The sequence below is a fragment of the Solirubrobacter phytolaccae genome (genome assembly GCF_027587195.1).
GTDB lineage: Bacteria > Actinomycetota > Thermoleophilia > Solirubrobacterales > Solirubrobacteraceae > Solirubrobacter > Solirubrobacter phytolaccae.
The window spans coordinates 79607-105132 of the sequence record NZ_JAPDDP010000011.1 but is presented as its reverse complement, the minus strand read 5'-3'; the positions used below and the strand labels follow the sequence as shown (position 1 = coordinate 105132).

Here is a 25526-nt window from a genome sequence, read left to right as displayed (position 1 = left end):
CGTCAGCGGCCGAGCACGCCGTCGAGCACGCCCGCGATCCGGGCGACGCACGCGCGCCGCTCCAGCGGCGCGAGGACGGGCGAGTCGAGATCGTCGGCGACGCGGGTCACGGGCGCCTCGTCCACGAGCCGGCCGAGGGCCTGCGTCATCCCGTCGACGTCGGCGGGCCGGACGAGCGTGACGTGGCCGACCGGGCCGAGCAGGTCGCGCACGTCGCCGTCCGGGACGGCGGCCAGGATCGGCCGCTGCGCCGCCAGGTACTCGTAGGTCTTGTACGGGATGAGCCCCGCGCGCGCGGGCGCCGGCAGGTCATGCATCGGCAGGAACAGCAGGTCGGCGGAGCGCATCAGCGCGACCGTGTCGCGGTGCGCGAGCAGGCCCGGCGTGCGCACGAACGCGTGCGGCGCGGCGACCGCGCGGTCGCCCTCGGTCAGCTCGCCGGCGAGGTGCAGCTCGACCCGGTCGCGCAGCTCCGGCCGGGCGGTCAGCAGCTGCTCGATCGCCTGCACGAGGAACACGTGCGAGCGGGTGATGATGTCCAGGCCCTCGACACTGCCGCCGAGCAGCCGGCGACGACGACGCGAGGCGCGCAGCGCGCGGCCGAAGTCGGTGTGCATCGAGCCCGTGTGGACGATCTTGAAGGTGTCGCCGGAATGGCCGCCGTCGCCGCCGGCGAAGTCGTCGCGCTCGAAGCCGATCGGGATCCCGGCCACGCGCCCGTCGAGCTTCGGGAAGGCGCGACGCACGCGCACCGCGGCCTCCTCCGCGCACATGATCACGGCCGCGGCGCTCGCGAGCGCGGTGCGCATGCGCCGCTGCTCGAGTCGCTGGTGCGCGCCCGTGAGGTACAGGCGCATCTCGTCGAGCGCCCACGGGTCCTCCAGGTCGGCGACCCACGGCTTGCCCAGCTCCGCGGCGAGCTGCGCGCCCGCGTTCGCGGTCTCGTACGGCAGGCACGAGGCGTAGATGACGTCGGCGTCGGCGCCGACGCGCCGCCCCATCCGCACGGATTCCTCGATCCACCAGTCGATCCACGGTGCCCGCGCCTGCAGCAGCTTGTCAGCGCGCGCACGTGCGCCGGTGCGCGCGGGCGGCTCAGGGCCCTGGAGGCGATGGACCTCGACGTCGGCGGGGATCTGGGCGAGCAGCCCCGGGTCGTGCGGCTCCCAGCGGTCACGGTGCTCGGCCGGCCCGGTGATCACCACCGGCTCGTAGCCGTGCTCGCGCAGGTGCCGGACCGTGCCGACGGTGCGGTGGACGCCGGCGCCGCCGATCGGCGGGAAGTGGCGGGCGAGCATCAGCACGCGGCGGGACATGGACGCCGATCGTAGAGGCCGTAGGCCGATACCTGCACGATGGGCTAGGCGCCGTCCGCGGGCCGCAACCTAGGCTCAACGGCATGAACCTTCCTCGCCACGCTGCCGTCTTGTGGCGCTTCCGCGTCGTGACGATCGTCGGTGTCCTCCTCACGCTCGCGCTGTCGGTGATGGCGTCGTACAAGGTCAGCCTCGCCGGCGGCCTGAAGATCGAGGCGCGCGGAGAGTCCACGTGGTCCAGCGACTCCTCCATGCTCGTCACCCAGCTCGGCTTCCCGGAGGGTCGTGTGACCCTGCCCGAGGCGCCTGAGCTCAAGACGGACGCGACGGGCAAGGAAGAGCCGATCCCCGCCGACCAGCTGCAGTTCGCCGATCCGAACCGCTTCGGCGGGCTCGCCGACCTGTACTCGCAGCTCGCGATGAGCGACCGCGTCCGGCTCCGCACGCCCGAGAAGGCGAACCCGGCGCAGGTCACGGCCGGCGCCCTGCAGGGCGCGTCCGGTGGCGTGATCCTGCCGGTGATCAAGCTCACCACGAGCGCGCCGACGCAGCAGGGCGCGCAGAAGCTCAACGAGCACATGATCGAGGCCCTCCGCGGGACGCTCAAGGAAGATCAGACCAAGAACCAGGTCCCGGAGAAGCAGCGGGTCGAGCTCGTCGCGCTCAACGCGCCGTCGCCGGGCTACCTGCTCTCGGGCCCGTCGAAGACGAGCTCGCTGATGGCCTTCGTGCTCGGCCTGCTCGGGACGCTGGCGCTCACCCACCTGCTGGCCGCGATGCGCGGCGGTGGCTCGCGCAAGCGCACGGCCGTCGCCGAGGACGAGGACTCCTTCGACGGCATCGTGGACCCGTGGGCCGTCGAGAACGGCGCCGCTGAGCCCGCCGCCCCGGCGCGCCCGGTGCCCGCCGGCTCGGTCTGGGGCGGCCCGCCGCCGCCGCCGGCTCCCCCCACGTCCGTTCCGCGCCGCCCGCGGTGATCTCCTCCGGCGCGGCCCCCGCGCCGGCGATCGGCCGGCGCTCCCGCACGCGCGGGACCGATCTGGCCCTGTGGATCCTCGCCGGCTTCGGCGTGGTGACGATGCTCGCGGCCGGCTACGCCGGGTTGGCGGTCCCCGCCCTGGCCGCGGTGGTGCTACCGCTGGCGCTGATCAGCTACCAGAAGGCGCTGCTCTCGTGGCAGACGCTGCTCGGGCTGATCCTCGCGGTCATCCTCTTCATCCCGATCCGCCGCTACACCGTCGGCGGCGGGTTCCCGATCGAGCTCGAGCCCTACCGCGTCGTGATCGCCGTGGTGATGCTGTGCTGGTTCGGCGCGCTGCTGATCGACCCTGACGTGCGCTGGCGCGGCACCGGGCTCGAAGGGCCGGTGACCGTCTTCCTGATGGCGATCCTGCTCTCGCTCGTGCTCAACCTGTCCAAGGTCGCGGCACTGAGCGAGGCCGTGCTCAAGCAGGTGAGCTTCTTCATCAGCTTCATCCTGATGATCTACTTCGTCGGCAGCTCGATCCGGCGGGGGCCCGAGATGGACCGGATCCTGCGGTTGATCGTGCTCGGCGGCGCGTTCGTGGCGCTGCTGTCGCTGTACGAGTGGAAGAGCGGCCGCAACATGTTCAACGGCCTCGGCGCGTACCTGCCGTTCCTGCAGTACGTCGACCAGGGCGAGGCGCTGGCGCGCGGCACCGGCACCCGCGCGATGGGCTCCGCGCAGCACCCGATCGCGCTCGGCGCGGCGCTGGTGATGCTGCTGCCGCTGACGCTCTACCTGCACCGGCGCGACGGTCACTGGATCTGGCTGGCCTCCGGCGGGTTGCTCACGCTCGGCGCGCTGTCGACCGGCTCGCGCACCGCCGCCGTGATGTTGATGGTCACGCTCGCCGTGTTCTTCTGGCTCAAGCGCGAGGAGACGATCAAGCTGCTGCCGGCGCTGTTCGTGCTGATGTGCGTCATCCAGGTGGCGATGCCCGGCACGCTGGGCACCTTCAAGGCGATCCTGAACCCGGCGTACGTCGTCCAGGAGCAGTCGCAGGAGATGGGCTCGGGCTCCGGCCGCCTGCACGACATCGGGCCGAGCCTCGACGAGTGGTCACGCAACCCGTTCTTCGGACAGGGCTTCGGCACGCGCATCGTCGCCACCGACGGCGCGCCGGACGGCGCCCAGATCCTCGACAACCAGTGGCTCGGCTCGCTGCTGGACGTCGGCTTCGTCGGCTTCGTCGGGCTGATCTGGCTGTACGTGCGCGCGGTGCGCAAGCTCGGCCGGCGAGCCCGGGCGGAGACCGGTGCCGACGGCTGGCTGCCGACGACGCTCGCCGCGTCGATCACCGCGTTCGCGGTGGGCATGTTCACCTACGACGCGTTCGCGTTCGTGCAGGTGACGTTCCTCTCGTTCGTGTTCCTCGGCTTCGCGGCCGTGATCGTGCGCCCGGACAACGAGCCGAGCCTGCTGACGCGCCTGCGCGCGCAGAGCCGCCGTCAGGCGGTGGCGCGGCCGGCCGCGCGCTGAAGGTCGGCGTCGCCGCGGACGCCGTCCCACACGCGGACGTCGTCCATCCGGCCGCGGAACCACGCGCCGGCGACCGTCGCGCCGCCGAAGCGCAGCGCGCCGTGCGCCGCCAGCGCCTCGCGGGCGAGCGGGCGGCTGGAGACGAGCTTGCCGTTGCGGTAGACGCGCAGCGTGCGGCCGTCGTGGGTCGCCGCCAGGTGCGTCCAGCGCCGCGCGGGGAGCTGGCCGGCGCCGGCGAACAGGCTCAGCGGCGTCGCGGCGGACTTGAGCGCGATCACGCGGCCGCCCGTGCGCTGGGCGGGCCGGACCCACAGCTCGATCGTGATCCCGCCGGGGAACGCGAGGCTCTCGTCGTAGGGCACCCGGACGACGTCCTTGCGACTGTCGAACTCGAGGCCGCGCCCGGCGTGCCCGGCGACGCGGCGCACACCCTTGAGCGTGCCGCCGTTGCCGCGACCGCTCGAGTCGCGCACGCGCTTCCCGCGCGCCTCCTCGAAGTGCCACGCGAGCACGAGCTTCGGGGCCGAGCTCGCCCCGGCACGCGTCCCGGGCAGGGCGTCGGGCAGCGGTGACGGCGTGGGCCGCGGCTCGGTCTCGGGGCGCGGCGTGGCCGTCGCGGTCGGCAGGGCCGTCGCCGTCGGGGTGGCGGTGGCGGTGGGCGTCGGCGTCGGGTCGCACGGCTCGGTGGCGGTGGTGCCGGTGGCCTCGGGGCGGTAGGACTCGTTGCCGGCCAGGTCGTAGGCGGTGAGCCCGACCTCGTAGCTCGTCCCGCAGGCCAGGCCGGTGAGCGTGTAGCCGAGGTTCGCGGTCGTCGCGATCGCGGTGCCGTTGCGGTAGATCCGGTAGCCGGCGACGCCGCGATCGTCGCTGGCCGCGCTCCAGCGCAGGGCGAGGCTCGTCTGCGACTTGGCGGTCCAGGCCATGCCCTTGGGCACGGTCGGCGGGCGGGTGTCCGGCGTGGCCGTCGCCGTCGCGGTGGCGGTCGCCGTGGCGGTGGCGGTGGCGGTGGCCGTCGAGGTGGCGGTCGCCGTCGCGGTCGCGGTCGCCGTGGCGGTTGCGGTGGGCGTCGGCGTGGGCGTCACCCCGACGAGCTCGTACGCGCCGGCGTCGGGAGCGCTGTCGCGCAGGTTGCCGTCGCGGTCGCGGGCCGGGCTGTCGGCAGGGTCGGCCCCGCCGATCGCCACCGAGCTCGCCGTGAGCCGGAAGTCGTTGGCGGCGGGGTCGCGCCACCCGAACGGCGCGGCCGTCGTGCGCGTGCTCCCGTGCGGCGTCACGGCACGGTCGGCGGACCCGCAGGCCTTGCCGACGTTGCGCCGGTAGACCATCCCGGGCACGCACTCCCAGCCGCCGAGGTTGCCGACCCAGCGCGAGCCCGTCGCGCTCGGACGGCTCACCCGCGCGTTGATCTCGAAGGTGTTGTTGCGGACGACCCAGCCCGTCAACGTGCCGCCGTTCGGGCCGGTGTCGCCGACGTACAGCGAGTAGTAGTGCCACGAGCCGGCGCCCACCGCGGTCGTGTGGCCGAAGACGTTGTTCTCGATCGTGACGTTGCCGTAGTCGGGCGGCAGCGGCGTCCACCACCCGCCGTACGTGAAGAACAGGTCCATCGTCGCGCACGCCGTGAAGGTGCTGTTGCGGACGGTCATGCCGGGTACGCCGATCGCGTAGACGCACTCGTTGTGGACTTCGGAGTCCGTGACGATCACGTCGTGGAAGCGGACGTTGTCGAACGTGAAGTTCGCGCCGCTGACCAGCGCGCCCTTCTCGTCGGTGATGTTGCCGATCGCGCCGTTGCGGAACGTCACGTTCGGCGCGTCGTGGTTGCCGAAGCCCGGGCTCTTGGCGAAGTTGCCGTCGATCGAGAAGCCGTCGAAGGTGACGTTGGCGGCGCTGTTCTCGAGCGAGCGCAACGTCGCGCCGGGCGAAGCGACGAACGTCACGGCCTTGGTGCCCGCCGGCACGGACTGCGCCGGGTAGGCGCCGGTGGCGACCGTGACCGTGTCCCCCGCGGCGGCGACGGTGTAGGCCTGGCCGAGCGCGCGGCACGGCATCGCCGCGGTGCACTGCCCGGCTTCGGCGCCGGTCGGCGACACGTACCGCGTGGCCGCCGAGGCGGGCGCCGCGAGCACGAGCAGCATCACGATCAACGTCAGGGCACGCGCCACAGCGGCCTCCCGAGCCGGTGCTGGAGAGCATCGAGTCGCTGGCCGACCCCCGACCAGCGGGGCGCGACTATAGCCGACGAGGTCCGCATTATGACCGCCGGTGTGTGAAACGCGGGGGACGCGCCCACTGGCGCGTCCCCCGGGAACCGGTGCCGCTAGCGGGTGACCGAGCCGGTCACGGCGACGCTGCGAGCGGCCGACAGCGGCGAGACGTTGCCCGCCGAGTCGGTCACGCGGACGGTGTAGGTGCGCGTCCCGTTGCGGGCCTGGGTGATCGACCGCGTCCACGTCCCGTTGGAGCTGACCGACGACGTGCCCTGACTGACGCCGTCCTCGAAGAGCTCGAGGATCGTGCTGCCCTCGGCCGTGCCCGAGAGCGTGAACGAGCCACCGGCCGCGGTCGTGCCGGCCGCGGGCGAGGTGATCACGGGCATCGACGGCGCCTGCCGGTCGACCTTGATCACGCGGATGCCGGACTCCGGCGACGTGCCGCCGAGGTTGCCGGCGCGCGCCGTGATCAGGTGGTCACCCTGGGCGAGCGTCACGGTCCGGCTCCAGGAGCCGAGCGCGGTCGCCACGGTCGTGCCGAGCGAGACGCCGTCGTCGAACAGCTCGACGGTCGCGTTCGCGGCGCTGGTGCCGGTGAAGGTCACGCTGCCCGTGTTGCTCCAGCTGTAGGACGCGGGCGTGCTGATCACCGGTGCCGCGGGCGGCAGGGTCGGCGTCTCGGTCGACGGCGCGATCGTGAAGCTCCGCGTCGCCGGGCTGGCGTCGACGTTGCCCGCCTGGTCGATGGCGCGCACCCGGAAGGTGTACGAGCCGTCGGCGAGGCTGCTGTACGCCGCCGGGGTGGTGCAGGACTGGTAGGTCCCCGTCACCGAGCCGGGGCCGTCGATGCGGCACTGGAACGTCGAGCCGGACTCCGTCGCGGTGAACGAGAAGGAGACCGTGCCGCGCGGCACCGTGCCGGTCGGGCCGAGCACGATCGTCGTGTCGGGCGCCGTCGTGTCCGCCGGCGGAGTGGCCGTGGCCGTGGCCGTGGCCGTGGCCGTGGCCGTCGCGGTGGCCGTCGGCGAGGCCGTCGCCGTCGCCGTCGCGGTGGCCGTCGCCGTCGCCGTCGCCGTCGCCGTGGCCGTTGCCGTCGGCGTGGCCGCGGCCGTGGACGTCGCGGTCGGCGTCGCCGTGGCGGCGGGCGCGCACGACTCGGTCGTGGTCGTGCCCGTGGCCGCCGGGCGGTAGGACTCGTTGCCCGCCGCGTCGTACGCCGTCAGGCCGATCTCGTAGCTCGTCCCACACGCCAGCCCCGAGACCGTGTAGGTCAGGTTCGTCGTGGTCCCGACGGCCGTGCCGTTGCGGTAGACCCGGTAGCCGGCGACGCCGCGGTTGTCGGTGGAGGCGTTCCAACGCACGCCGATGCTCGACTGCGTCGTGGTCGTCCACGCCATCGACTGCGGGATCGACGGCGCCTGCGTGTCCGGCGTCTGCGTCGGGGTCGGGGTCGCCGTCTGGGTCGGCGTGGCGGTCGGCGTCGGCGAGCAGGCCGACGTCGTCGTCGTGCCCGTGGCGGCCGCGCGGTAGGACTCGTTGCCCGCCGCGTCGTACGCCGTCAGGCCGATCTCGTAGCTCGTGCCGCACACCAGCCCGGACACCGAGTAGCTCAAGCTCGTCGTCGTCCCGACGGCCGTGCCGTTGCGGTAGATCCGGTAGCCGGCCACACCGCGGTTGTCAGTAGAGGCGTTCCAACGCAGGCCGATGCTCGTCTGCGTCGTCGTCGTCCACGCCATCCCCTGCGGGATCGACGGGGCCTGCGTGTCCGGCGCCTGGGTCGGCGTCGGCGTCGCCGTCTGCGTGGGCGTGGCGGTCGGGGTCGCCGTCTGCGTGGGCGTCGCGGTCGGCGTCGGCGTCGGCGAGCACGCCGAGGTCGTCGTCGTGCCCGTCGCGGCCGCGCGGTAGGACTCGTTGCCCGCCGCGTCGTACGCCGTCAGGCCGATCTCGTAGCTCGTGCCGCACACCAGCCCGGACACCGAGTAGCTCAAGCTCGTCGTCGTCCCCACGGCCGTGCCGTTGCGGTAGACCCGGTAGCCCGCCACACCGCGGTTGTCGGTGGACGCGTCCCAGCGCAGGCCGATGCTCGTCTGCGTCGTCGTCGTCCACGCCATCCCCTGCGGGATCGACGGCGCCTGCGTGTCCGGCGTCGCGGTCGCGGTCGCCGTCGGCGCGACGGTCGCGGTGGCCGTCGGCGTCGCCGTGGCCGTGGCCGTGGCCGTGGCGGTCGCGGTGGCCGTCGGCGTGGCGGTGACCGTCGGCGTCGCGGTCGGGGTCGGGGTCGGCGTGCCCGTGCCGGGGTTCGTGCTGCTCAGCAGCTCGTAGGCGCCGGCGTCCGGCGTGCCGTCGCGGGCGGTGCCGTCGCGGTCACGCGCCGGGTAGTCGCTCGGGTCGGCGGCGTTGATCGCGGGCGAGCCGGAGAGGATGTGGAAGTCGTACTGCGCCGGGCTGCGCCAGTTGTACGGCGCGGTCGCGGTCTTGGTCGAGGCGGCCGGGCTGACCTGCTTGTCCGTCGCGGCGCACTTGGAGCCGACGTTGTAGCGGTACGTCACGCCCGACACGCAGCCCCACGAGCCGACGTTGCCGACCCAGCGCGAGCCGGTGCCCGAGGGGCGGCTGACGTTCACGGGCGTCTCGAACGTGTTGTTGCGGACGACCCAGTTCTGCAGCGTGCCGCCGTCCGAGCCCGTGTCGCCGACGTAGAGGCCGTAGTAGTGCCACGTGCCCGCACCGATGTTCGTGGAGTGCGCGAACACGTTGTTCTCGATCGTCACGTTGCCGTACGGGGCGGGCGTCGGGCTCCACCAGTGCCCGAACGTGAAGAACAGGTCCATCGTCGCGCACTCGTAGAACGAGCTGTTGCGCACCGTGAAGCCCGGCACCGAGATCGCGTAGATGCACTCGTTGTGCACCGCGGAGTCCGTCACCCGGATGTCATGGAAGACCACGTTGTCGAACGTGAAGTTCGAACCACTCACCAACGCGCCCTTCTCATCGGTCACATTGCCGATCCGCCCGTTCTTGAACGTCACCGAGTTGCCGTTGTTGCCGAACGTCGGCGACTTCGCGAACTGACCGTCGAGCTCGAACCCGTCGTAGGTGACATTCGACGCGTCGTTGGAGAGCTGGCGCAGCTTCGTCCCGGGCGCGGCCACGAACGTCACCGCTTTGGTGCCACCTGACGGCAATGCCTGATTGCCATAGGACCCAGCCGCAACCTGCACGACATCCCCCGCTGCCGACACCGCGTACGCGCGTGCGAGCGATGCGCACGGCGCCGTTTGTGAGCAGGATGCGCTGTCCGCACCCGACACACTCACGTAACGCGTTGCGGCCGAAGCCGGAGCAGCGAAAAATAGGACCGACGCGACAATTGCGAGAGATGCACGCAGCATCAACTGGCTCCTTGGGGCTAGAAGCGGATCAACAACGTCGTGCTTGACCAGACGGAAGCAACAGGTAGCCCCCGCACACGACGCCAACGGCTATGTCCATCCGTAGTTCTTCCGGCCCCGAGTCATTTCGAGGCCATAGTGGATCGGGCCGCTGACCGGCGGCGCCGGGCGGCACGATACCCACCCGGCCTAAGGGAGTGTCCGCCGGGTGCCCTGCGGAGGTGTTGGTTCCCGCACCCGATACACGTCAAACCCGCGGTGGACGGGCGCTTTTGCGCACGACTTACGGCCAGGTACGCCCAGGCCGCCGCCACGTACAGTTGACGCCATGTCGCGCATCGGCGTCGCCTTCCCGGGAGACCCCAGCGAGGCTTCAACATGGTCGGGCACGCCGTCCGGAGTAATGCGCGGCCTGGCGGGAGCCGGTGTGGAACCCGTGGCGATCAACGTCGCTCCTCCGCCGCTCATCAGTGAGGCCGTGGTCAACGCGATCGCGTTGCGCTACCTGCGCCCGCAGCGCGACGTCCGCGCCGCGATCAGCCGTGGCCGTGCCGCCGGCTGGGCCTCCCCCGGGCTCGCGCGGGTGATCTCGGTGACGGCCGCCCGTGCGCTGCGCGCCGCCGGCCCGCTGGACGGCGTCGTCCAGATCGGCACGGGCTACGCGCTGCCCGCGGACGTCCCGATCGCCACGCTCGAGGACATGACGGTCGCCCAGACGCGCGAACGCGGTCGCGCCTACGCCGGCTGGGACACGCTGACGCCGCGGGCGTTCGCCGCCCGGCTCGAGCGCCAGCGCCGCGCGTACGCCTCGGCCACCGCCGTCTGCCTCACCAGTGGCTGGGCCGCGGACTCAGTACTCCGCGACTACGGCATCCCGCCGGCGAAGGTCCACGTCGTCGGCATCGGTCGCAACCACACCGCGCCGGCCCTCGAGCGCGACTGGTCGAGCCCGCGTTTCCTCTTCGTCGGCATGGACTGGCCCCGCAAGAACGGGGACGGCGTGCTGCGAGCTTTCGAGCGGCTGCGTGAAGAACGACCGGACGCGCGGCTGGACCTCGTCGGCGGCCACCCCGAGGTGCACGCACCCGGCGTCACCGGCCACGGCGTCCTGCGCCTGGACGTGCCCGAGCAGCACGCTCGCTTGGACCGCCTGTTCGGCGAGGCGACCTGCTTCGTCATGCCGTCCTTCTCGGAGGCGGCCGGCGTCGTCTACGTCGAGGCCGCGGCCGCCGGGCTGCCGAGCATCGGCACCACCGCCGGGGGCGCGGGCTATCTGATCGGCGACGGAGGCGTCGTCGTCGACCCGCACGACGACGCGGCGCTGCTCGCCGCGATGCGCCGGCTCGCCGACGCGGATGTCGCCGAGCGCACCGGCGCCGCCGCCAAGCTGCGGTCGGAGCGGTTCACCTGGGACCAGGTCGGCAAGCGGCTGCTGCGGGCGCTCGAAGGGCACCCGGCCGAAGCCGAAGCCGAGCCGGTCGTGCGCTAGATCCGGCGGCGGGAGTCCGCGCGGATCTGCGCCGCGGTGCGCGCGCCGTCCCAGATCCGGATCTCGTCCAGCCGGCCCTTGAACCACTCGCCCCAGACGCCGTTGCCGCCGAACGCGAGCTGGTCGTCGCTGGTCGGGATGCGGCCACCGAGCGCCTGGCGCGCGACTTCACGGCCGTTCTGGAACAGGCGCAGGGTCGTGCCGTCGTAGGTCGTCGCCAGGTGCGTCCAGCGTCGCAGCGGCAGTGCCCGCGCCGCGCTGAGCGTCGTGTAGGACGGGTCCGTGGCGACCTCGCTCGCCGCGGGCCGGCCGTTGTTGGCGGCGTACAGCGAGTAGGTCTGGTGGCGCGCCGCACGGTGCTCCTTGAACACCACCGAGCGCGAGCCCTTCACCGACGTCGGGTACACCCACGCCTCGATCGTCATCCCCGTGGAGAGGTCCAGCTCGGTGGCGTCGCGGACACGCACCTGGTCGTCGACGCCGTCGAAGGCGAGGCCGCGGCCGAAGCGGCCCGCCACCCGGCGGGCGCCGCTGACGCGCCCGTCCTGGCGACTGCCGGCGCTGTCGCGCACGGTCCGGCCGCGCCGCTCACCGAAGCCCCACGCGCCGACCAGCCGCGTGCTCGTGGCGCTCCGCGCCGGGGGTGCCGCGTCGGTCGGCGCGTCCTGGCCACCCGCGCCCTCGCCGCCGGTCGAGGGCGGCCCGCCCCCCGGTCCCGCGCCGAACTCGTACGCGCCCGCGTCCGGTGCGCCGTCGCGCACGTTGCCGTCACGATCGCGCGCCGGGAAGTCACCCGGGTCAGCCGCGCCGATCGCCGGTGAGCCGGAGTTCAACCGAAAGTCGTATGCGGCGGGGTTGCGCCAGCTGTAGGGTGCGGTCGAGGTCTTGGTCGAGGCGGCGGGGCTCACCTGCTTGTCCTGCGCCGCACACTTGCTGCCCACGTTGAAGCGATAGGTCACGCCTGACACACACCCCCAGGAACCCACGTTGCCCACCCAGCGCGAGCCGGAGCTCGAGGTGCGGCTCACATTCACCGGTGTCTCGAAGGTGTTGTTGCGGACCACCCAGTTCTGCAGGGTCCCGCCGTCGGGACCGGTGTCACCGACGTAGAGCCCGTAGTAGTGCCACGTGCCCGCGCCGATGTTGGTCGAGTGTGAGAACACGTTGTTCTCGATCGTCACGTTCCCGTAGGCGGGCGGCTTCGGGTTCCACCAATGCCCGAACGTGAAGAACAAGTCCATCGTTGCGCACTCATAGAACGAGCTGTTACGAACACTGAACCCCGGGACGGAGATCGCGTAGACACACTCGTTGTGCACCGCCGAGTCGGTGACGCGGATGTCATGGAAGACCACGTTGTCGAACGTGAAGTTCGACCCGCTCACCAACGCGCCCTTCTCGTCGGTGACGTTGCCGATCCTGCCGTTCTTGAACGTCACCGAGTTGCCGTTGTTGCCGAACGTCGGCGCCTTCGCGAACTGACCGTCGAGCTCGAACCCGTCGAACGACACGTTCGACGCGTCGTTGGAGAGCTGGCGCAGCTTGGTCCCGGGCGCCGCGACGAACGCCACGGCCTTCGCACTCCCCGACGGCAACGCCTGCTCGCCGTACGCCCCCGCGGCGACCTGCACGACGTCCCCCGCGGCGGACATCCCATACGCGCGCGCGAGGGACGCGCACGGCGCCGCCTGTGAGCAGGGCGCGCCGTCCGAGCCGGACGGGCTCACGTAGCGCGTCGCCGCCGAAGCGGGAGCGGCGAACAGCAGCGAAGCGGCAGCGGCGATCAGGATCCGGTGCATCACACATGCATCGGTACCCCGAGGTCGGGGCTTGAATATCCGCCTATCGCACGGAGAGCGCCGCGCGGGCGGCGGCCATGTGCCCGCGCCGTGAGGCCGGGCGTGACATCGCGGTGGCGGCGTGCGTCGCCTCGCCGAGCGCCACGCCCATCGCGTGCACGCGGGCACCGAAGGCGCCGTCGTGCTTGCGCGCGTAGAGCACGCGGCTGCGGGCGAGGATCGCCTGGGTCGCGCCGACCTCCGAGGAGGCCCCGCCGACGTGGCGGACCACGGCGGACGGCTCGAAGCGCACGCTGTGCCCCGCGTCCCACATCCGGCGGCAGAGGTCGGTGTCCTCGCAGTACAGAAAGAAGCGCTCGTCGAAGCCGCCGATCGCCTCGAAGGCCTCACGGCGCACGAGCATGCACGCGCCCGAGACCCACTCGGACTCCCCGGCGTGCTCGTAAGCGGCGGGATCGCGCACGAGCTCGTCGGTCCAGTCGGCCTGCGGCCACACGCGGTGCAGGAACACGGCCTGCGCGAACGTCGAGCCGTTGCTCGGGAAGCGCCGCCGGCTGAAGGCCAGCTCGTCGCCGGGCTCGAGCAACCGCGGGCCGACCAGGCCGGCCTCCGGATGGGCGCGCAGCACGTCGAGCAGGTGCTGAAGGGCCGCCGCGTCGATGCGCGCGTCCGGGTTCAGGAACAGCAGGTACGGCGCCGCGCCCTCGGCGGCGCCGAGGTTGCAGCCGTAGGAGAAGCCGCCGTTGCGGGGCGACTCGATCAGCTGCACGTCGAGGCCGGCGATCGTCGCGACCGAGTCGTCGGGTGAGGCGTTGTCGACGACCGTGACCGCGACGTCGGGCATCGCCGCCAGCGGCTCGACGCAGCCGCGCAGCGTCTCGGCGCTGCGGTAGCTGACCACCACGGCGTCGACGAGCGCGCTCACGCCCGCGCCTCCCCGGACCGGCGGCGCAGCGCGATCCACAGCCGCGCGCGCTCGGCGAGGTCCGCCCGGCGCCACAGCCGCTCGATGAAGGTCTTGCGCCGCGGCTGCGCCATCGGCGGAGCCACACCGCGCCAGGGCTGCACGAGCGCCGGGTCGAAGACGACACGCTCGGGGGCGGGCAGCTCCTCCTCGCGGCGCCAGATCCACAGCCGGCGTGTGCCCTTGCCGAACGCGCCGCGCCCGAAGAGCTCGAGCCACTGCTCGCGGTCCTGGACGGCGGCGGGGCCGAGGTTCGCGGCCAGCTCGGGGTCACGGTCGGCGGCGAGCGCGAGCGCGAGCGGGACGTCCCCGGGGCCGTCGGCCTCCTCGCCGGTCCAGCCGGCGGGAGCGAGCTCGGCCGCGGTGCGGGCGCCGAACGCCTCGAGCGGCGCGATGGCGACGACCATCCGCGTACCCACGCGCGTGGCCTCGGCGAGCGCGCGCTCGGCCTCCGCCGCCGGCGGATCGACGAGCACGACGGCGCCGGCCGCGCCGTCCTGGAAGGGCAGGGCCCCGGCCTCGGGCCGCTCGACGCAGACGCTGGCCGGCAGGGCGGCGCCGACCGCGGGCCCGTTCCAGGTGACCTCGAGGAGCGCGGCGTCGGCGAGCCCGGCCTCACGCGTGAGCCGCACGACCGGCCCGGCGACCGCCAACTCGGTGAGCGTCGGCGGGCGGCCGATCAGGTCCATCTCGTTGTAGACGCCGTAGCTGAGGTGCTTCGCGGCCAGGTGCGCGGGATACAGGCGGTAGTCGTCCCACCCGAGGTGCACGCCGCGGATACCCTCGGCCCAGCCGACGCGGCGCCCGGAGCGCGTGATGTCGGTGCAGGTCTGCCAGTCCGAGCGGTACGCGGTCACGAGCGCATCGCGCCGGATCATCTGCATCACGGTGCCCACGCCCGTGGCGACGATCTCGTCGTCGACGACGGTCGCCGGGTCGATGACCTCCGGGCCGAGCACGCTCGGGCGGTTCGCCTGGTCGAGGCCGATGCCGATCAGCCCGAACTCCGGGTGGCGCTCCATCAACCCGTGCAGCCGGGCGAGCCACGACGGCTGCAGGTCGGGGACGACGATGTCCGGGTCCGAGACGATGTACGGATCGCTCGTGGTCGCGTCGATGCCGTGCTGGAAGGCGGGCACGTGCTCGTTGGTCGGACGGAGGATGACCTTGTGGAAGCGATGGCGGTTCGCGCCGAGCCAGTTGCGGACGTCCGGCGCCGAGGCGTTGTCGACGACCGTGATGCGGATCGGCTCCGGAGTGCGTTCCTCGAGGGCTTCGACGGTGGCGATCAGATGCTCCAGGCGATTGTGCGCGAGGAGGATGATGTCGGTGGCGGCAGGCGTCACGAGAGGCGAAGGTAGACCACCGTCGCCAAGTGCACGCTAGCCATCCGGGGAGGTCGCTTCGGGCTCGTTCCCGCGAGTATTGCCCGGATGGAACGGCCCCTCAGGATCACGATCGTCGCGCTCGCGTTGATCGTCGCATCGCTCGTGGCGGTGGGAGGCTCGCTGAGCGGCCCCCCGCGCTGGACGCCGGACGGCCTCTTCTACCACGCGCGCGCGCTCGAGCTCCGCGGGGCCGACCACGACGCCGCGCTGAGCACCACGTTCCAGGGCCCGCTCGCCGCCGACCTGCGCCGGCTCGACCCTGAGCGCACCGGCGACATGGGCTGGGTGCGGTTCAACGCGCAGTTCTACGAGCGTCGGGTCGCCGTGCCCGCGGCCGCGGCCGTGCTCGAGCCGATCGCGGGCGACCGCGCCGTGCTCGACGTGTCGCTCGCCGGCCATGTCGCCGCCGTGCTGGCGATCTTCGCGCTGCTGCTGCTCCGCTTCCGCCTGGCGGTGGCCGGCCCGGTCGCCCTCGCGGTGGCCTTCCTGCCCGCGCTGGTGGACCACTCCAGCTTCCCGCAGACCGACAGCTGGGGCCTCGCGCTGATGACCGGCGCGCTCATCAGCGGCATCCTCGCCCTGGAGCGCGGACCACGCTGGCTCGTTCCTTGGACCGCGGCCCTCGGCCTGCTCGCGCTGACCCGCGACAGCACCTGGGTGCCGCTGCTCGCGGTGCTGTGGATCACCGTCACGTTGAGGTCGAGGGTTGCCGTCGGGCTGCTCGCGACCGCGGCCCTGACGACCCTGCCGATCTTCCTGCTCATCCCGGTACCGATGCGGGAGCTGCTGGCGCAGATGCTCAACGGCGCGCAGCCCGTCTCCGACCCCACCTGGAGCTTCATCATCGGCCGCTACCCGGACGCGATCCTCGAGCTCGTCCGCGCCAACGGCGGCTTCGTGCGAGACGGCCAGTGGTACACCGCCGCGTTCCTGCTCGGCGGGCTGCTCGCGCTCTTCCTGCTCACGCGCGGCGCGCGCGGCTCGATGGCCCTGACGATGCTCAAGGCCGCGACCGTCGCGGGCGTCGCGTACGTCCTGACCGTGCCCGTGTTCAGCGCGTTCCGGCTCGAGCTCGTGCTCGTGCCGATGGCCGCCGTCGGCGTCGCGCTCGCCGTCGAGCGGCTGCTCGAGCTGGCCCCCGTACCCCGCTTTGAACGCAAGGCCTTCGTCGCCACCCCGCGCACGAAGATCTGACCCTCCCCAGCCCCGGCCGGGGGCACCGATTTTCGGCCTAGCCGAAGGTCTTGATCTCCCCCCGCGCGCCCCTGACCTCACTTAGTGTGGCCCCTATCAAATGAACGGACGGAACCGCAACTTGATTCGCGCCGACGTGCCTGCACGGAGTGCCGGCATGCCCGCTCCCCGCCGCCTGCGCGCGCACCTGGCCTGCCTGGGCGCGCTGCTGATCGCCGTCCTCACGCTGACCTCCGCGCCCGCGGCGAACGCGCAGACCTCCACCCTGTTCGCCCCTGGGGAGGGCCCCGTCGGGGACGCCGTCTCGGACGCCCCACTCGAAGTCGGCGTGCGGTTCCGCTCCGACACGCCCGGCTACATCACCGCCCTGCGGTTCTACCGCCAGCCCGGCAACATCGGCCCGCGTGAGGGCCACCTGTGGTCGAGCACCGGCCAGCTGCTGGCCACGACCCAGTTCCCCGACGCGCTCACGGGCTGGCAGGAAGCGCCGATCGCCGACCCGGTCGCGATCACGGCCAACACGATCTACGTCGCGTCCTACTACGCCAGCACCGGCCGCTTCGCGTTCAGCCTCACCGGCCTGAACGCCGGCGTGGACCGCCCGCCGCTGCACGCGCCCCCCGCGGCCGATGGCGGCAACGGCGTCTACAAGTACGGCTCCTCGAGCGTCTTCCCGACCGACACCTGGAGCGGGACGAACTACTGGGTCGACGCCGTCTACAGCCCGACCAAGCCGGCCGACACGCGCCCGCCCGCGATCCAGACGCGCACCCCCGCCACGAACGCCGCCGGCGTCGCGGCCGACGCGACGGTCAAGGTCACGTTCGACGAACCCGTCGATCCCCTCACCGTCACCGCCGGTGCGTTCGTGCTCAAGGACGGCGCGAACGCCGTCCCGGCCTCCGTCGCCTACGACGCCCCCACGCGCACCGCGACGCTCACGCCGACCGGCGCCCTGAGCCTGAGCAAGACCTACACCGCGACGGTCAAGGGCGGCAACGCCGGCCCGGCCGACCTCGTCGGCAACCGCTTCACCGCCGACGACTCGTGGGACTTCTCCACGCCGCCGCAGTGCCCGTGCACGGTCTTCAAGACGACGGACAACCAGCCCGGCAACGCGGTCCAGGACCAGCCGCTCGAGCTCGGCATGAAGTTCCGCTCCAAGGAAGACGGCTTCATCACGGCGCTGCGCTTCTACAAGCAGCCCAACAACACCGGCGTGCACGTCGGCAACCTGTGGTCCTCGACGGGCCAGCCGCTCGCGACCGCGACCTTCAAGGACGAGACCGCCTCCGGCTGGCAGCAGGTGGCGCTCACCAACCCGGTGGCGATCACCAAGGACACGACCTACGTCGTCTCCTACCACTCGCCCGCGGGCTACTACCCGCAGGGCACGGGCTACTTCAACAACGTCGCCGACAACGCGCCGCTGTACGCGCTGCCCAACACCACCCCGGGTGGCAACGGCGTCTACAAGTACGGCCCGAGCGCGTTCCCCGACCAGACCTGGCAGGCCACGAACTACTGGGTCGACGCGTCCTTCGACCGCACGATCCCGCCGGACACGACCGGCCCGACCGTCTCGGCCTCCACGCCCGCCAACGGCGCCGCCGCCGTCGCGCGCACGAGCTTCGTCACCGCGCAGTTCGACGAGCCGATCGCGCCCGCGAGCCTGACCACGACGACCTTCACGCTGCGCGACTCGGGCAACAACGCGGTCACCGCGACCGTCACCTACGACGCGCAGACCCGCACCGCCAAGCTCACGCCCGCCGCCCCGCTGGCCTTCGACACCACCTACACCGCCCGCGTGAAGGGCGCGTCGGGTGGCGTCACCGACGTCGCCGGCAACCCGCTCGCCGCCGACAAGACGTGGACGTTCACCGCCGCCGGGCGCTCGCCCGCCGACGGCCCGGGCGGCCCGATCCTGCTCGCCGGCTCGGCTTCGGACCCGTTCGGCCGCTACTACGCGGAGATCCTGCGCGCCGAGGGCCTGAACGAGTTCACGACCGCCGACGGCCCGATCACGGCGTCGATGCTCACCGGCAAGAGCGTGCTGCTGCTCACCTCCCCCACGGTCACCACGACCGAGGTCACGGTGCTCACGAACTGGGTCGCGGGCGGCGGCAACCTGATCGCGATGCGGCCGGACAAGAAGCTCGCGCCCCTGCTCGGCCTGACCGATGCCGGCTCCACGCTGGCCGAGGGCTACCTGAAGGTCGACACCAACACCGCCTCGGGCAAGGGCATCGAGAGCCAGACGCTCCAGTACCACGGCGTCGCCGACCGCTACACGCTCAACGGCGCCAGCGCGCTCGCCACGCTGTACTCCAACGCGAGCGCGGCGACCACGAACCCCGCGGCGACGCTGCGGACGGTCGGCGCGGCCGGCGGCGAGGCCGCGGCGTTCACGTTCGACCTCGCGCGCTCGGTCGTCTACACGCGCCAGGGCAACCCGGCGTGGATCAACGACAAGCGCGACGGCACGGGCTGGGCGATCCCCGGCACGCGTGCGGTCGACCTGTTCTACGGCCCCAAGGTGGGCGACGTCCAGCCCAACTGGGTGGACCTGGACAAGGTCGACGTCCCGCAGGCGGACGAGCAGCAGCGGCTGCTGGCGAACCTGATCACGGAGATGACGCGCGACAAGACCCCGATGCCGCGCTTCTGGTACCTGCCGCGCGGCGAGAAGGCCGTGATGATCCTCACGGGTGACGACCACGCCGTCGGCGGCGTCGTCCCGTACTTCAACCGGCTGAAGGCGATGAGCGCGGACAGCTGCTCCGTGGCCGACTGGGAGTGCGTGCGCGCGTCCGCGTACGTGTACCCCGAGACGCCGATGACCGACGCGCAGGCCGCCGCCTACCAGGCCGAAGGCTTCGAGCTCGCGCTGCACCTGAACACGAGCTGCCAGGACTACACGATGGGGTCGCTGAGCACCATGCTCGCCACCCAGCTCGGCGCGTTCACCGCGAAGTGGCCGAGCCTCGCGCCGCCCGTCTCCAACCGCACCCACTGCATCATCTGGGACGGCTGGACCGACGCGGCCAAGGGCCAGCTCGACAAGGGCATCCGCTTCGACACGAACTACTACTACAACGGTCCTCCCGGCTGGCTGACCAAGCCGGGCCTGCTGACGGGCTCGGGCTTCCCGATGCGCTTCGGCGACCTCGACGGGACGATCATCGACTCCTACCAGTCGATGACGCAGGTCTCCGACGAGTCCGACATGCCGAACCCGTGGCAGCTGCACACGCTGCTCGACAACGCGCTCGGCGAGAAGGCCTACTACGGCGCGTTCAACGTCATCGCGCACACGGACTACGGCGACCACGTCAACGTCAACACGATGGTCGCCGAGGCCCAGGACCGCGGCGTCCCGGTGATCAGCGCCAAGCAGATGCTGGACTGGCTCGACGGCCGCAACGGCTCCTCGTTCGCCGACATCGCCTACAGCGGCAACCAGCTGACGTTCTCGATCTCGCAGAACCCGAAGGCACGCGGCCTGCAGGCCATGCTCCCCGCCAGCTCGGCCAGCGGCCCGCTGTCGAAGCTGCGGCGCAACGGCCAGGCCGTCTCGTGGAACACGCGCACGATCAAGGGCCAGGAGTACGTGGTCTTCAACGCGGAGGGCGGCGCCTACACCGCCACCTACGCGACGGACACCACGGCGCCGGAGATCACCGCGCTGTCGGCGACCGCCGACGCCGAGGGCCGCGCGACCGTGACCTGGAAGACCGACGAGCCGGCGTCCTCGCGCGTCGAGTACGGCCGCAACGCCAACCTCGGCTACGAGATCGTCAACACCGCGCGGGAGACCGACCACAAGGTCGAGCTCACCGGCCTGGCGCCCGGCACGACCTACTACGGCCGCGTCAGCTCGATCGACGCCGCCGGCAACTCCGCCAGCGCCCCGGCCGTCCCGACGCCGTTCGCCGTCCCCGCGGGCGCGCTCGTGGACACCCGCAAGGGCGACTTCGCGGCCGGCACGGCCCAGAACACGTACAGCGGTGCGACGGCCGACACCACCGACGGCGAGGTCGTGCTGCGGCCGACCGTCGGCAACGACTTCGACGCGATCGGCCTGCCCGCGGACTGGCTGGACTCGGACTGGGGCTCGGGTGGCCTGACGACGGTCACCGACGGCTCGATGTTCGTCAACGGCGGCGTCTCCCGCACCGAGGCGCTCTTCAGCCCCGGCCGCACGATCGAGTTCGTGGCGACGTTCGCCGCGATCAACGAACAGGGCGTCGGCTTCGGCAACGACTTCAGCGACTACCCGTTCGCGGTCTTCACCACGGCCAGCAACGGCTCGCCGATCGGGCTGTACGCGCAGAGTGGCTCGGACTTCCAGAACCCGGACAACACGATCACGCCGCTCCCCGGCGTGTCGCTCTCACGCCCGCACCGGTTCAAGATCGACTGGCAGGCGAACAGCGTCAAGTACTACGTGGACGGCGCGCTGGTCGCGACGCACTCGATCACGATCCCCGGACCGATGCGCCCGCTCGCGAGCGACTACCGCGTGTTCGGCGGTGGCGTGCGCGTGGACTGGCTGCGGATGGGCACCTACTCGACGACCGGCACGTTCACGTCGCGGGTGATGGACAGCGGGCCCGGCGCGAGCAACTGGCAGGCGCTGACGTCCACGGCGACGGTCCCGGCCGGCACCACGCTCAGCTTCCAGACCCGCTCGGGCGCGACGCCCACGCCGGACGCGAGCTGGTCGGCGTGGGCGAACCTCGGCGCCGCCAACGCGGTCCAGAGCCCGGCCGCGCGCTACATCCAGTACCAGGCGCGCCTGACCCGCACGACCGGTGACACGCCGACGCTCCAGCGCGTGCAGATCGGCTTCGCCAGCGGCACCGACCGCGCGCCGACGCTCGGCACGGTCAACCTCGCGCCGGCGAACCCGAAGACGAACCAGGTCGTGACCGCGACGCCGACCGGCTTCAGCGATCCCGACGGCGACCCGATCACCTACCACTACCGCTGGCTGCGCAACGGCACCGTGATCCCGGGTGCGACCGGCGCGACGCTGAACCTCGCGACGGCCGGCAACGGCGACCTCGGCGACAAGATCCGCGTGGAGGTCTTCGCCACGGACGGCCGCGGCGCCGCGAGCGACGCCGCCGTCGACACCGAGACGGTGGCCAACACGAACCCGACGGCCGGGACGGTCACCGTCCTGCCGGCGCCGGCGTCCACGAACGACGTCGTCAAGGCGGTGCCCGCGGGCTTCGCCGACATCGACGGCGGCACGCTCACCTACCGCTACCAGTGGCGCAAGAACAACGTCGCGATCGCGGGCGCCACGGGCCGCACGCTCGACCTGTCGATCGCCGGCAACGGCAACCTCGGTGACCGCATCGACGTCGACGTGACCGCCGTGGACCCGCAGAACGCGACCAGCCCGGCGGCGCGCGGCGGCCAGAACATCACCGGCTCGAACTCGACCCCGGTGCCCGGCACGGTCGCGATCTCCCCCGCATCGCCGAAGACGGACCAGACGCTCACGGCGACGCCGAGCGGCTACCGCGATCCGGACGGCGACACGTTCACCTACCAGTTCCAGTGGAAGCGCAACGGCGCGGCGATCAGCGGCGCGACCGCGGCCACGCTGAACCTCGCGACGGCCGGCAACGGCGACCGCGGTGACACGATCACCGTCGACATCACCGCGACCGACTCCAAGGGCGCCAAGGGCGACGAGGCCACCGGCACGGCCACGGTCGTCAACAGCGCGCCGATCGCCGGCACCATCCGCGTCAAGCCGACCTCGCCGGCCACCAACGACGTGCTGACCGCCGCGGCCGCCGACTTCGGCGACGCCGACGGCGACGCGATCAGCTACCAGTACCAGTGGTACCGCAACGGCGTGGCCGTCCAGGGCGGCACGGGCCGTTCGCTCGACCTCTCGCAGCCCGGCAACGGCGACCTCGGCGACGCGCTCACCGTGGACGTCACGGCGCTCGACGGCAACGGCGGCACGACCCCGGTCGTGCACGGCTCGACCACGATCAACGGCACGCACTCGAACGCGGTCGCGTCCTACGGCTTCGAAGAGGCCGCGGGCACCGTGATCGCGGACGAGACCGGCGGCCACGACGGCGCGCTGCTCAACGGCGTCGCGCGCTCGAACTCCGGCAAGTACGGCCGCGCGCTCGTGTTCGACGGCGAGGACGACATCGCCTCGGTGCCCGACGCGCCCGAGCTGCGCCTGACCACCGGCCTCACCATGGAGGCCTGGGTCAAGCCGGACGCGACCAGCAACTGGCGGACGATCATCTTCCGCGAGGCCGGCAGCCTCGGCTGGTCGCTGTACGCCAACAACACCGCCGACACGGCCAGCGCGCACCTCGCGCTGCCGGACGGCGAGATGATCGTCAACGGCGACGAGGAGCTCGACCCGAACCACTGGACGCACCTCGCGGCCACCTACGACGGCAACATCATGCGCCTGTTCGCGAACGGCACGCAGATCGCGTCGAAGGCCGCCACCGGCAGCCTGCCGGACGCGGGCGGCGCGCTCACCTTCGGCGCCAACAACGTCTGGGGCGAGCACTTCAAGGGCCTGATCGACGAGATCCGCATCTACAACCGCCCGCTCAGCGCCGCCGAGCTCAAGGACGACATGGCGCGGCCGGTGGTCGCGGGCACGCCCGAGCCGCCGGAGTCGCTGCGCACGGACCAGATCGGCGAGTTCGCCAAGCCGATGGAGTGGCCGATCGTGCCGGTCCACCTGGCGCTGCTCTCCAACGGCAAGGTCGCGGCCTGGGACGGCTTCGAAGCCGCGCTCAACAGCGAGCACACGTGGGACCCGTGGACGAAGCAGTTCGAGTCGGTCCCCAGCGGCCGCAACCTGTTCTGCGCCGGCCACATCACGCTGACGGACGGGCGCCTGCTGGTCGTCGGTGGCCACATCAACGCGTACGAGGGCCTGAAGGACACGAACCTCTTCAACCCGGTCTCCAAGACCTGGGCTCGAGGTGCGGACATGTCCGTGGCACGCTGGTACCCCACCGCGACGACGCTGCCGGACGGTCGCGTGCTCGTGGTCTCCGGCGACAACGCGGTGCTCAACCGCCAGAACCAGCCGGTGCCGCTGACGATCGCGTCCAACACGCTGCCGGAGATCTACAACCCGGCCACGGACACGTGGCAGGAGCTGCCCGCCGCCCAGCGCTGGATGCCGCTGTACCCGTTCATGTTCGTGCTGCCGAACGGCAAGGTGTTCGACGCCGGTCCGGACAAGACGACGCGGACGCTCGACACGACGACGGGCCAGTGGACGACCGTGGGTGAGAGCCCGATCGACGGCCACAGCGCGGTCATGTACCGCCCGGGCAAGATCCTCAAGTCCGGCACGTGGTCCGAGCCCGAGTTCCCGGGCGGCAGCGTCAGCGCCCGCGCCGCGGCGATCGACTTCACGCAGCCCACGCCCGCGTGGCAGGAAGTCGCGCCGATGAACTACAAGCGCTCCTACCACACGCTCACCGTGCTCCCGGACGGCAAGGTCCTCGCGACCGGCGGCCAGAACGGCACCGACGGCGTGGACGAGACCACGGGCATCCTCGCGTCCGAGATCTGGGATCCGGAGACGAACACGTGGACGGTCGGCGCCTCCAGCCGCCGCCCGCGCCTGTACCACTCGTCGGCGCTGCTGCTGCCCGACGGCCGCGTGCTGCTGGCCGGCGGCGGGGCGTTCGGCAACGCCAAGAACGAGAACAGCGGCGAGATCTACTCCCCGCCGTACCTGTTCAAGGGCCCGCGCCCGCAGATCAGCGCGGCGCCGGACGAGATCCACTACGGCGCGAACTTCAACATCGACACGCCCGACGCGGCCGGCATCGAGAAGGTGCACCTGATCCGCATGGGCGCCGTGACCCACAACCTGGACATGGACCAGCGGCTCATCCCGCTCACGTCCTCGGTCCAGGGCGACGGCCTGCGCATCACCGGCCCGGCCAACGCCAACGTGGCGCCGCCCGGCTGGTACATGCTGTTCGTCGTCAAGAACGGCGTGCCGTCGGTGTCGCGGATCATGCGCCTGGACTCCACGACCGACGCCGTGCCGCCTTCGGCACCCTCCTCGCTGACGCCGACGACGCGCGCCGACGGGGCCAAGCTGGACTGGCCGGCCTCGACGGACAACGTGGGCGTCAAGGAGTACCGCGTGTACCGCTCGACGAGCTCGTCCTTCACGCCTTCGGCGGCGAACCGGATCGCGCGCGTCCCCAGCGGCACGACCTACACCGACAGCGGCGTCCCGGCCGGCACGTACCACTACCGCGTGGAGGCGGTCGACGCCGCGGGCAACCGCAGCTCCGCGTCGCCGCGCGCACAGGTGACGGTCGCCGGTGACACGACGGCGCCGACGGTGTCGCTGACCGCTCCGGCCAACGGCGCGAGCCTGGCCGCGACGGTCGCGGTGACGGCGACGTCCACCGACGCGGTCGGTGTCGCCTCCGTCCAGTTCATGCGCAACGGGCAGGCGCTGGGCGATCCCGACACCACCGCGCCGTACGCCTACCAGTGGGACACGACGACGGTGGGCGACGGCCGGCACACGCTGACCGCCGTGGCCCGTGACGCGTCCGGCAACACGCGCACGTCGACGGCGGTCGCCGTCGAGGTGCACAACACCGGGCTCGTGGCCGCCTACGGCTTCGACGAGACCACGGGCGCCACGGCGACCGACACGGTCAACCACAACGACGGCACGATCGCCAACGCGACCCGCGTCGTCGACGGCCGCTTCGGGCGGGCGCTGTCCTTCAACGGCACCAACAGCGTCGTCGGCGTCCCCCACGCCCCGGCGCTGAACCTGACCGCCGGGATGACGCTCGAGGCGTGGATCAAGCCGACGACGCTCAACTCGTGGCGCTCCGTGATCCTCAAGGAGCAGGTCGGCTCGCTCGCGTACGCGCTGTTCGCCAACACCGACGCCAACGTGCCCGCGGGGCACATCTTCACGACCGCCGAGCTCGGCGCTCCGGCCCCCGCCGGGCTGCCGCTGAGCACCTGGGCGCATCTCACGATGACCTGGGACGGCGCGACGCTGAAGACGTTCGTGGACGGGGCGCAGGTCGGCTCGCAGGCCGCGCCCGCCCCGCTCGTGACGAGCGCCGGCCAGCTGCGGATCGGCGGCGACAGCGTCCGCAACGGGTGGTTCAACGGCCTCATCGACGAGGTCCGCGTGTACAACCGTGCGCTCACCCCTGCGGAAATCGGTACGGATATGAACCGTCCGGTCAATCCCTGATCG

11 protein-coding genes are annotated in these 25526 nt (G+C 72.2%); 5 read left to right on the top strand and 6 right to left on the bottom strand.

Translation table 11 applies throughout. From position 1 onward, the window contains the following. Positions 1–2: 2 nt before the first annotated feature. Positions 3–1316: a glycosyltransferase gene (locus OJ997_RS08405; protein WP_270024626.1), complete on the bottom strand. Its 1314-nt coding sequence runs from the start codon at positions 1314–1316 to the stop codon at positions 3–5. Between the two features lie 83 nt (positions 1317–1399). On the opposite strand from OJ997_RS08405, the gene OJ997_RS08400 reads away from it, so the two are divergent. Beyond that, the gene (locus OJ997_RS08400; protein ID WP_270024625.1) at positions 1400–2293 is read left to right on the top strand and encodes a hypothetical protein; all 894 of its coding nucleotides are present in this window, start codon (positions 1400–1402) and stop codon (positions 2291–2293) included. Continuing rightward, on the top strand, positions 2290–3819 hold the full coding sequence (locus tag OJ997_RS37450) for an O-antigen ligase family protein (RefSeq protein ID WP_270024624.1): 1530 nt from the start codon (positions 2290–2292) through the stop codon (positions 3817–3819). The genes OJ997_RS08400 and OJ997_RS37450 overlap by 4 nt, the downstream gene beginning before the upstream one ends. Here OJ997_RS37450 and OJ997_RS37445 read toward each other — a convergent pair. Together OJ997_RS37445 and OJ997_RS08385 are read right to left on the bottom strand one after the other, a co-directional pair. Continuing rightward, positions 3789–5984, bottom strand: a complete 2196-nt coding sequence (locus tag OJ997_RS37445) for a LamG-like jellyroll fold domain-containing protein (RefSeq protein WP_270024623.1) — start codon at positions 5982–5984, stop codon at positions 3789–3791. The genes OJ997_RS37450 and OJ997_RS37445 overlap by 31 nt on opposite strands. Before the next feature lie 155 nt (positions 5985–6139). Then, a complete protein-coding gene (locus OJ997_RS08385; protein ID WP_270024622.1) occupies positions 6140–9193 on the bottom strand; it encodes a fibronectin type III domain-containing protein in 3054 nt (1017 codons plus the stop codon). A gap of 559 nt (positions 9194–9752) precedes the next feature. Here OJ997_RS08385 and OJ997_RS08380 point away from each other — a divergent pair. Beyond that, positions 9753–10913 carry a glycosyltransferase family 4 protein gene (locus OJ997_RS08380; RefSeq protein WP_270024621.1) on the top strand — a complete coding sequence of 387 codons (1161 nt, stop codon included), beginning with the start codon at positions 9753–9755 and terminating at the stop codon, positions 10911–10913. Here the strand turns inward: OJ997_RS08380 and OJ997_RS08375 are convergent. Genes OJ997_RS08375 through OJ997_RS37440 form a run of 3 tightly spaced genes read right to left on the bottom strand, consistent with a single transcriptional unit; the run spans position 10910 to position 15022 of the window. Then, positions 10910–12712 carry a LamG-like jellyroll fold domain-containing protein gene (locus OJ997_RS08375; RefSeq protein WP_270024620.1) on the bottom strand — a complete coding sequence of 601 codons (1803 nt, stop codon included), beginning with the start codon at positions 12710–12712 and terminating at the stop codon, positions 10910–10912. The two genes, OJ997_RS08380 and OJ997_RS08375, sit on opposite strands and share 4 nt — an antisense overlap. A gap of 43 nt (positions 12713–12755) precedes the next feature. Further along, on the bottom strand, positions 12756–13637 hold the full coding sequence (locus tag OJ997_RS08370; protein WP_270024619.1) for a glycosyltransferase family 2 protein: 882 nt from the start codon (positions 13635–13637) through the stop codon (positions 12756–12758). Further along, complete coding sequence (locus tag OJ997_RS37440; protein ID WP_270024618.1) at positions 13634–15022, bottom strand: glycosyltransferase family 2 protein; 1389 nt, start codon at positions 15020–15022, stop codon at positions 13634–13636. The genes OJ997_RS08370 and OJ997_RS37440 overlap by 4 nt, the downstream gene beginning before the upstream one ends. 87 nt (positions 15023–15109) lie before the next feature. On the opposite strand from OJ997_RS37440, the gene OJ997_RS08360 reads away from it, so the two are divergent. Continuing rightward, positions 15110–16258: a hypothetical protein gene (locus OJ997_RS08360; RefSeq protein ID WP_270024617.1), complete on the top strand. Its 1149-nt coding sequence runs from the start codon at positions 15110–15112 to the stop codon at positions 16256–16258. Between the two features lie 157 nt (positions 16259–16415). Further along, a complete protein-coding gene (locus OJ997_RS08355) occupies positions 16416–25523 on the top strand; it encodes a DUF4082 domain-containing protein (protein WP_270024616.1) in 9108 nt (3035 codons plus the stop codon). Positions 25524–25526: the final 3 nt, after the last annotated feature.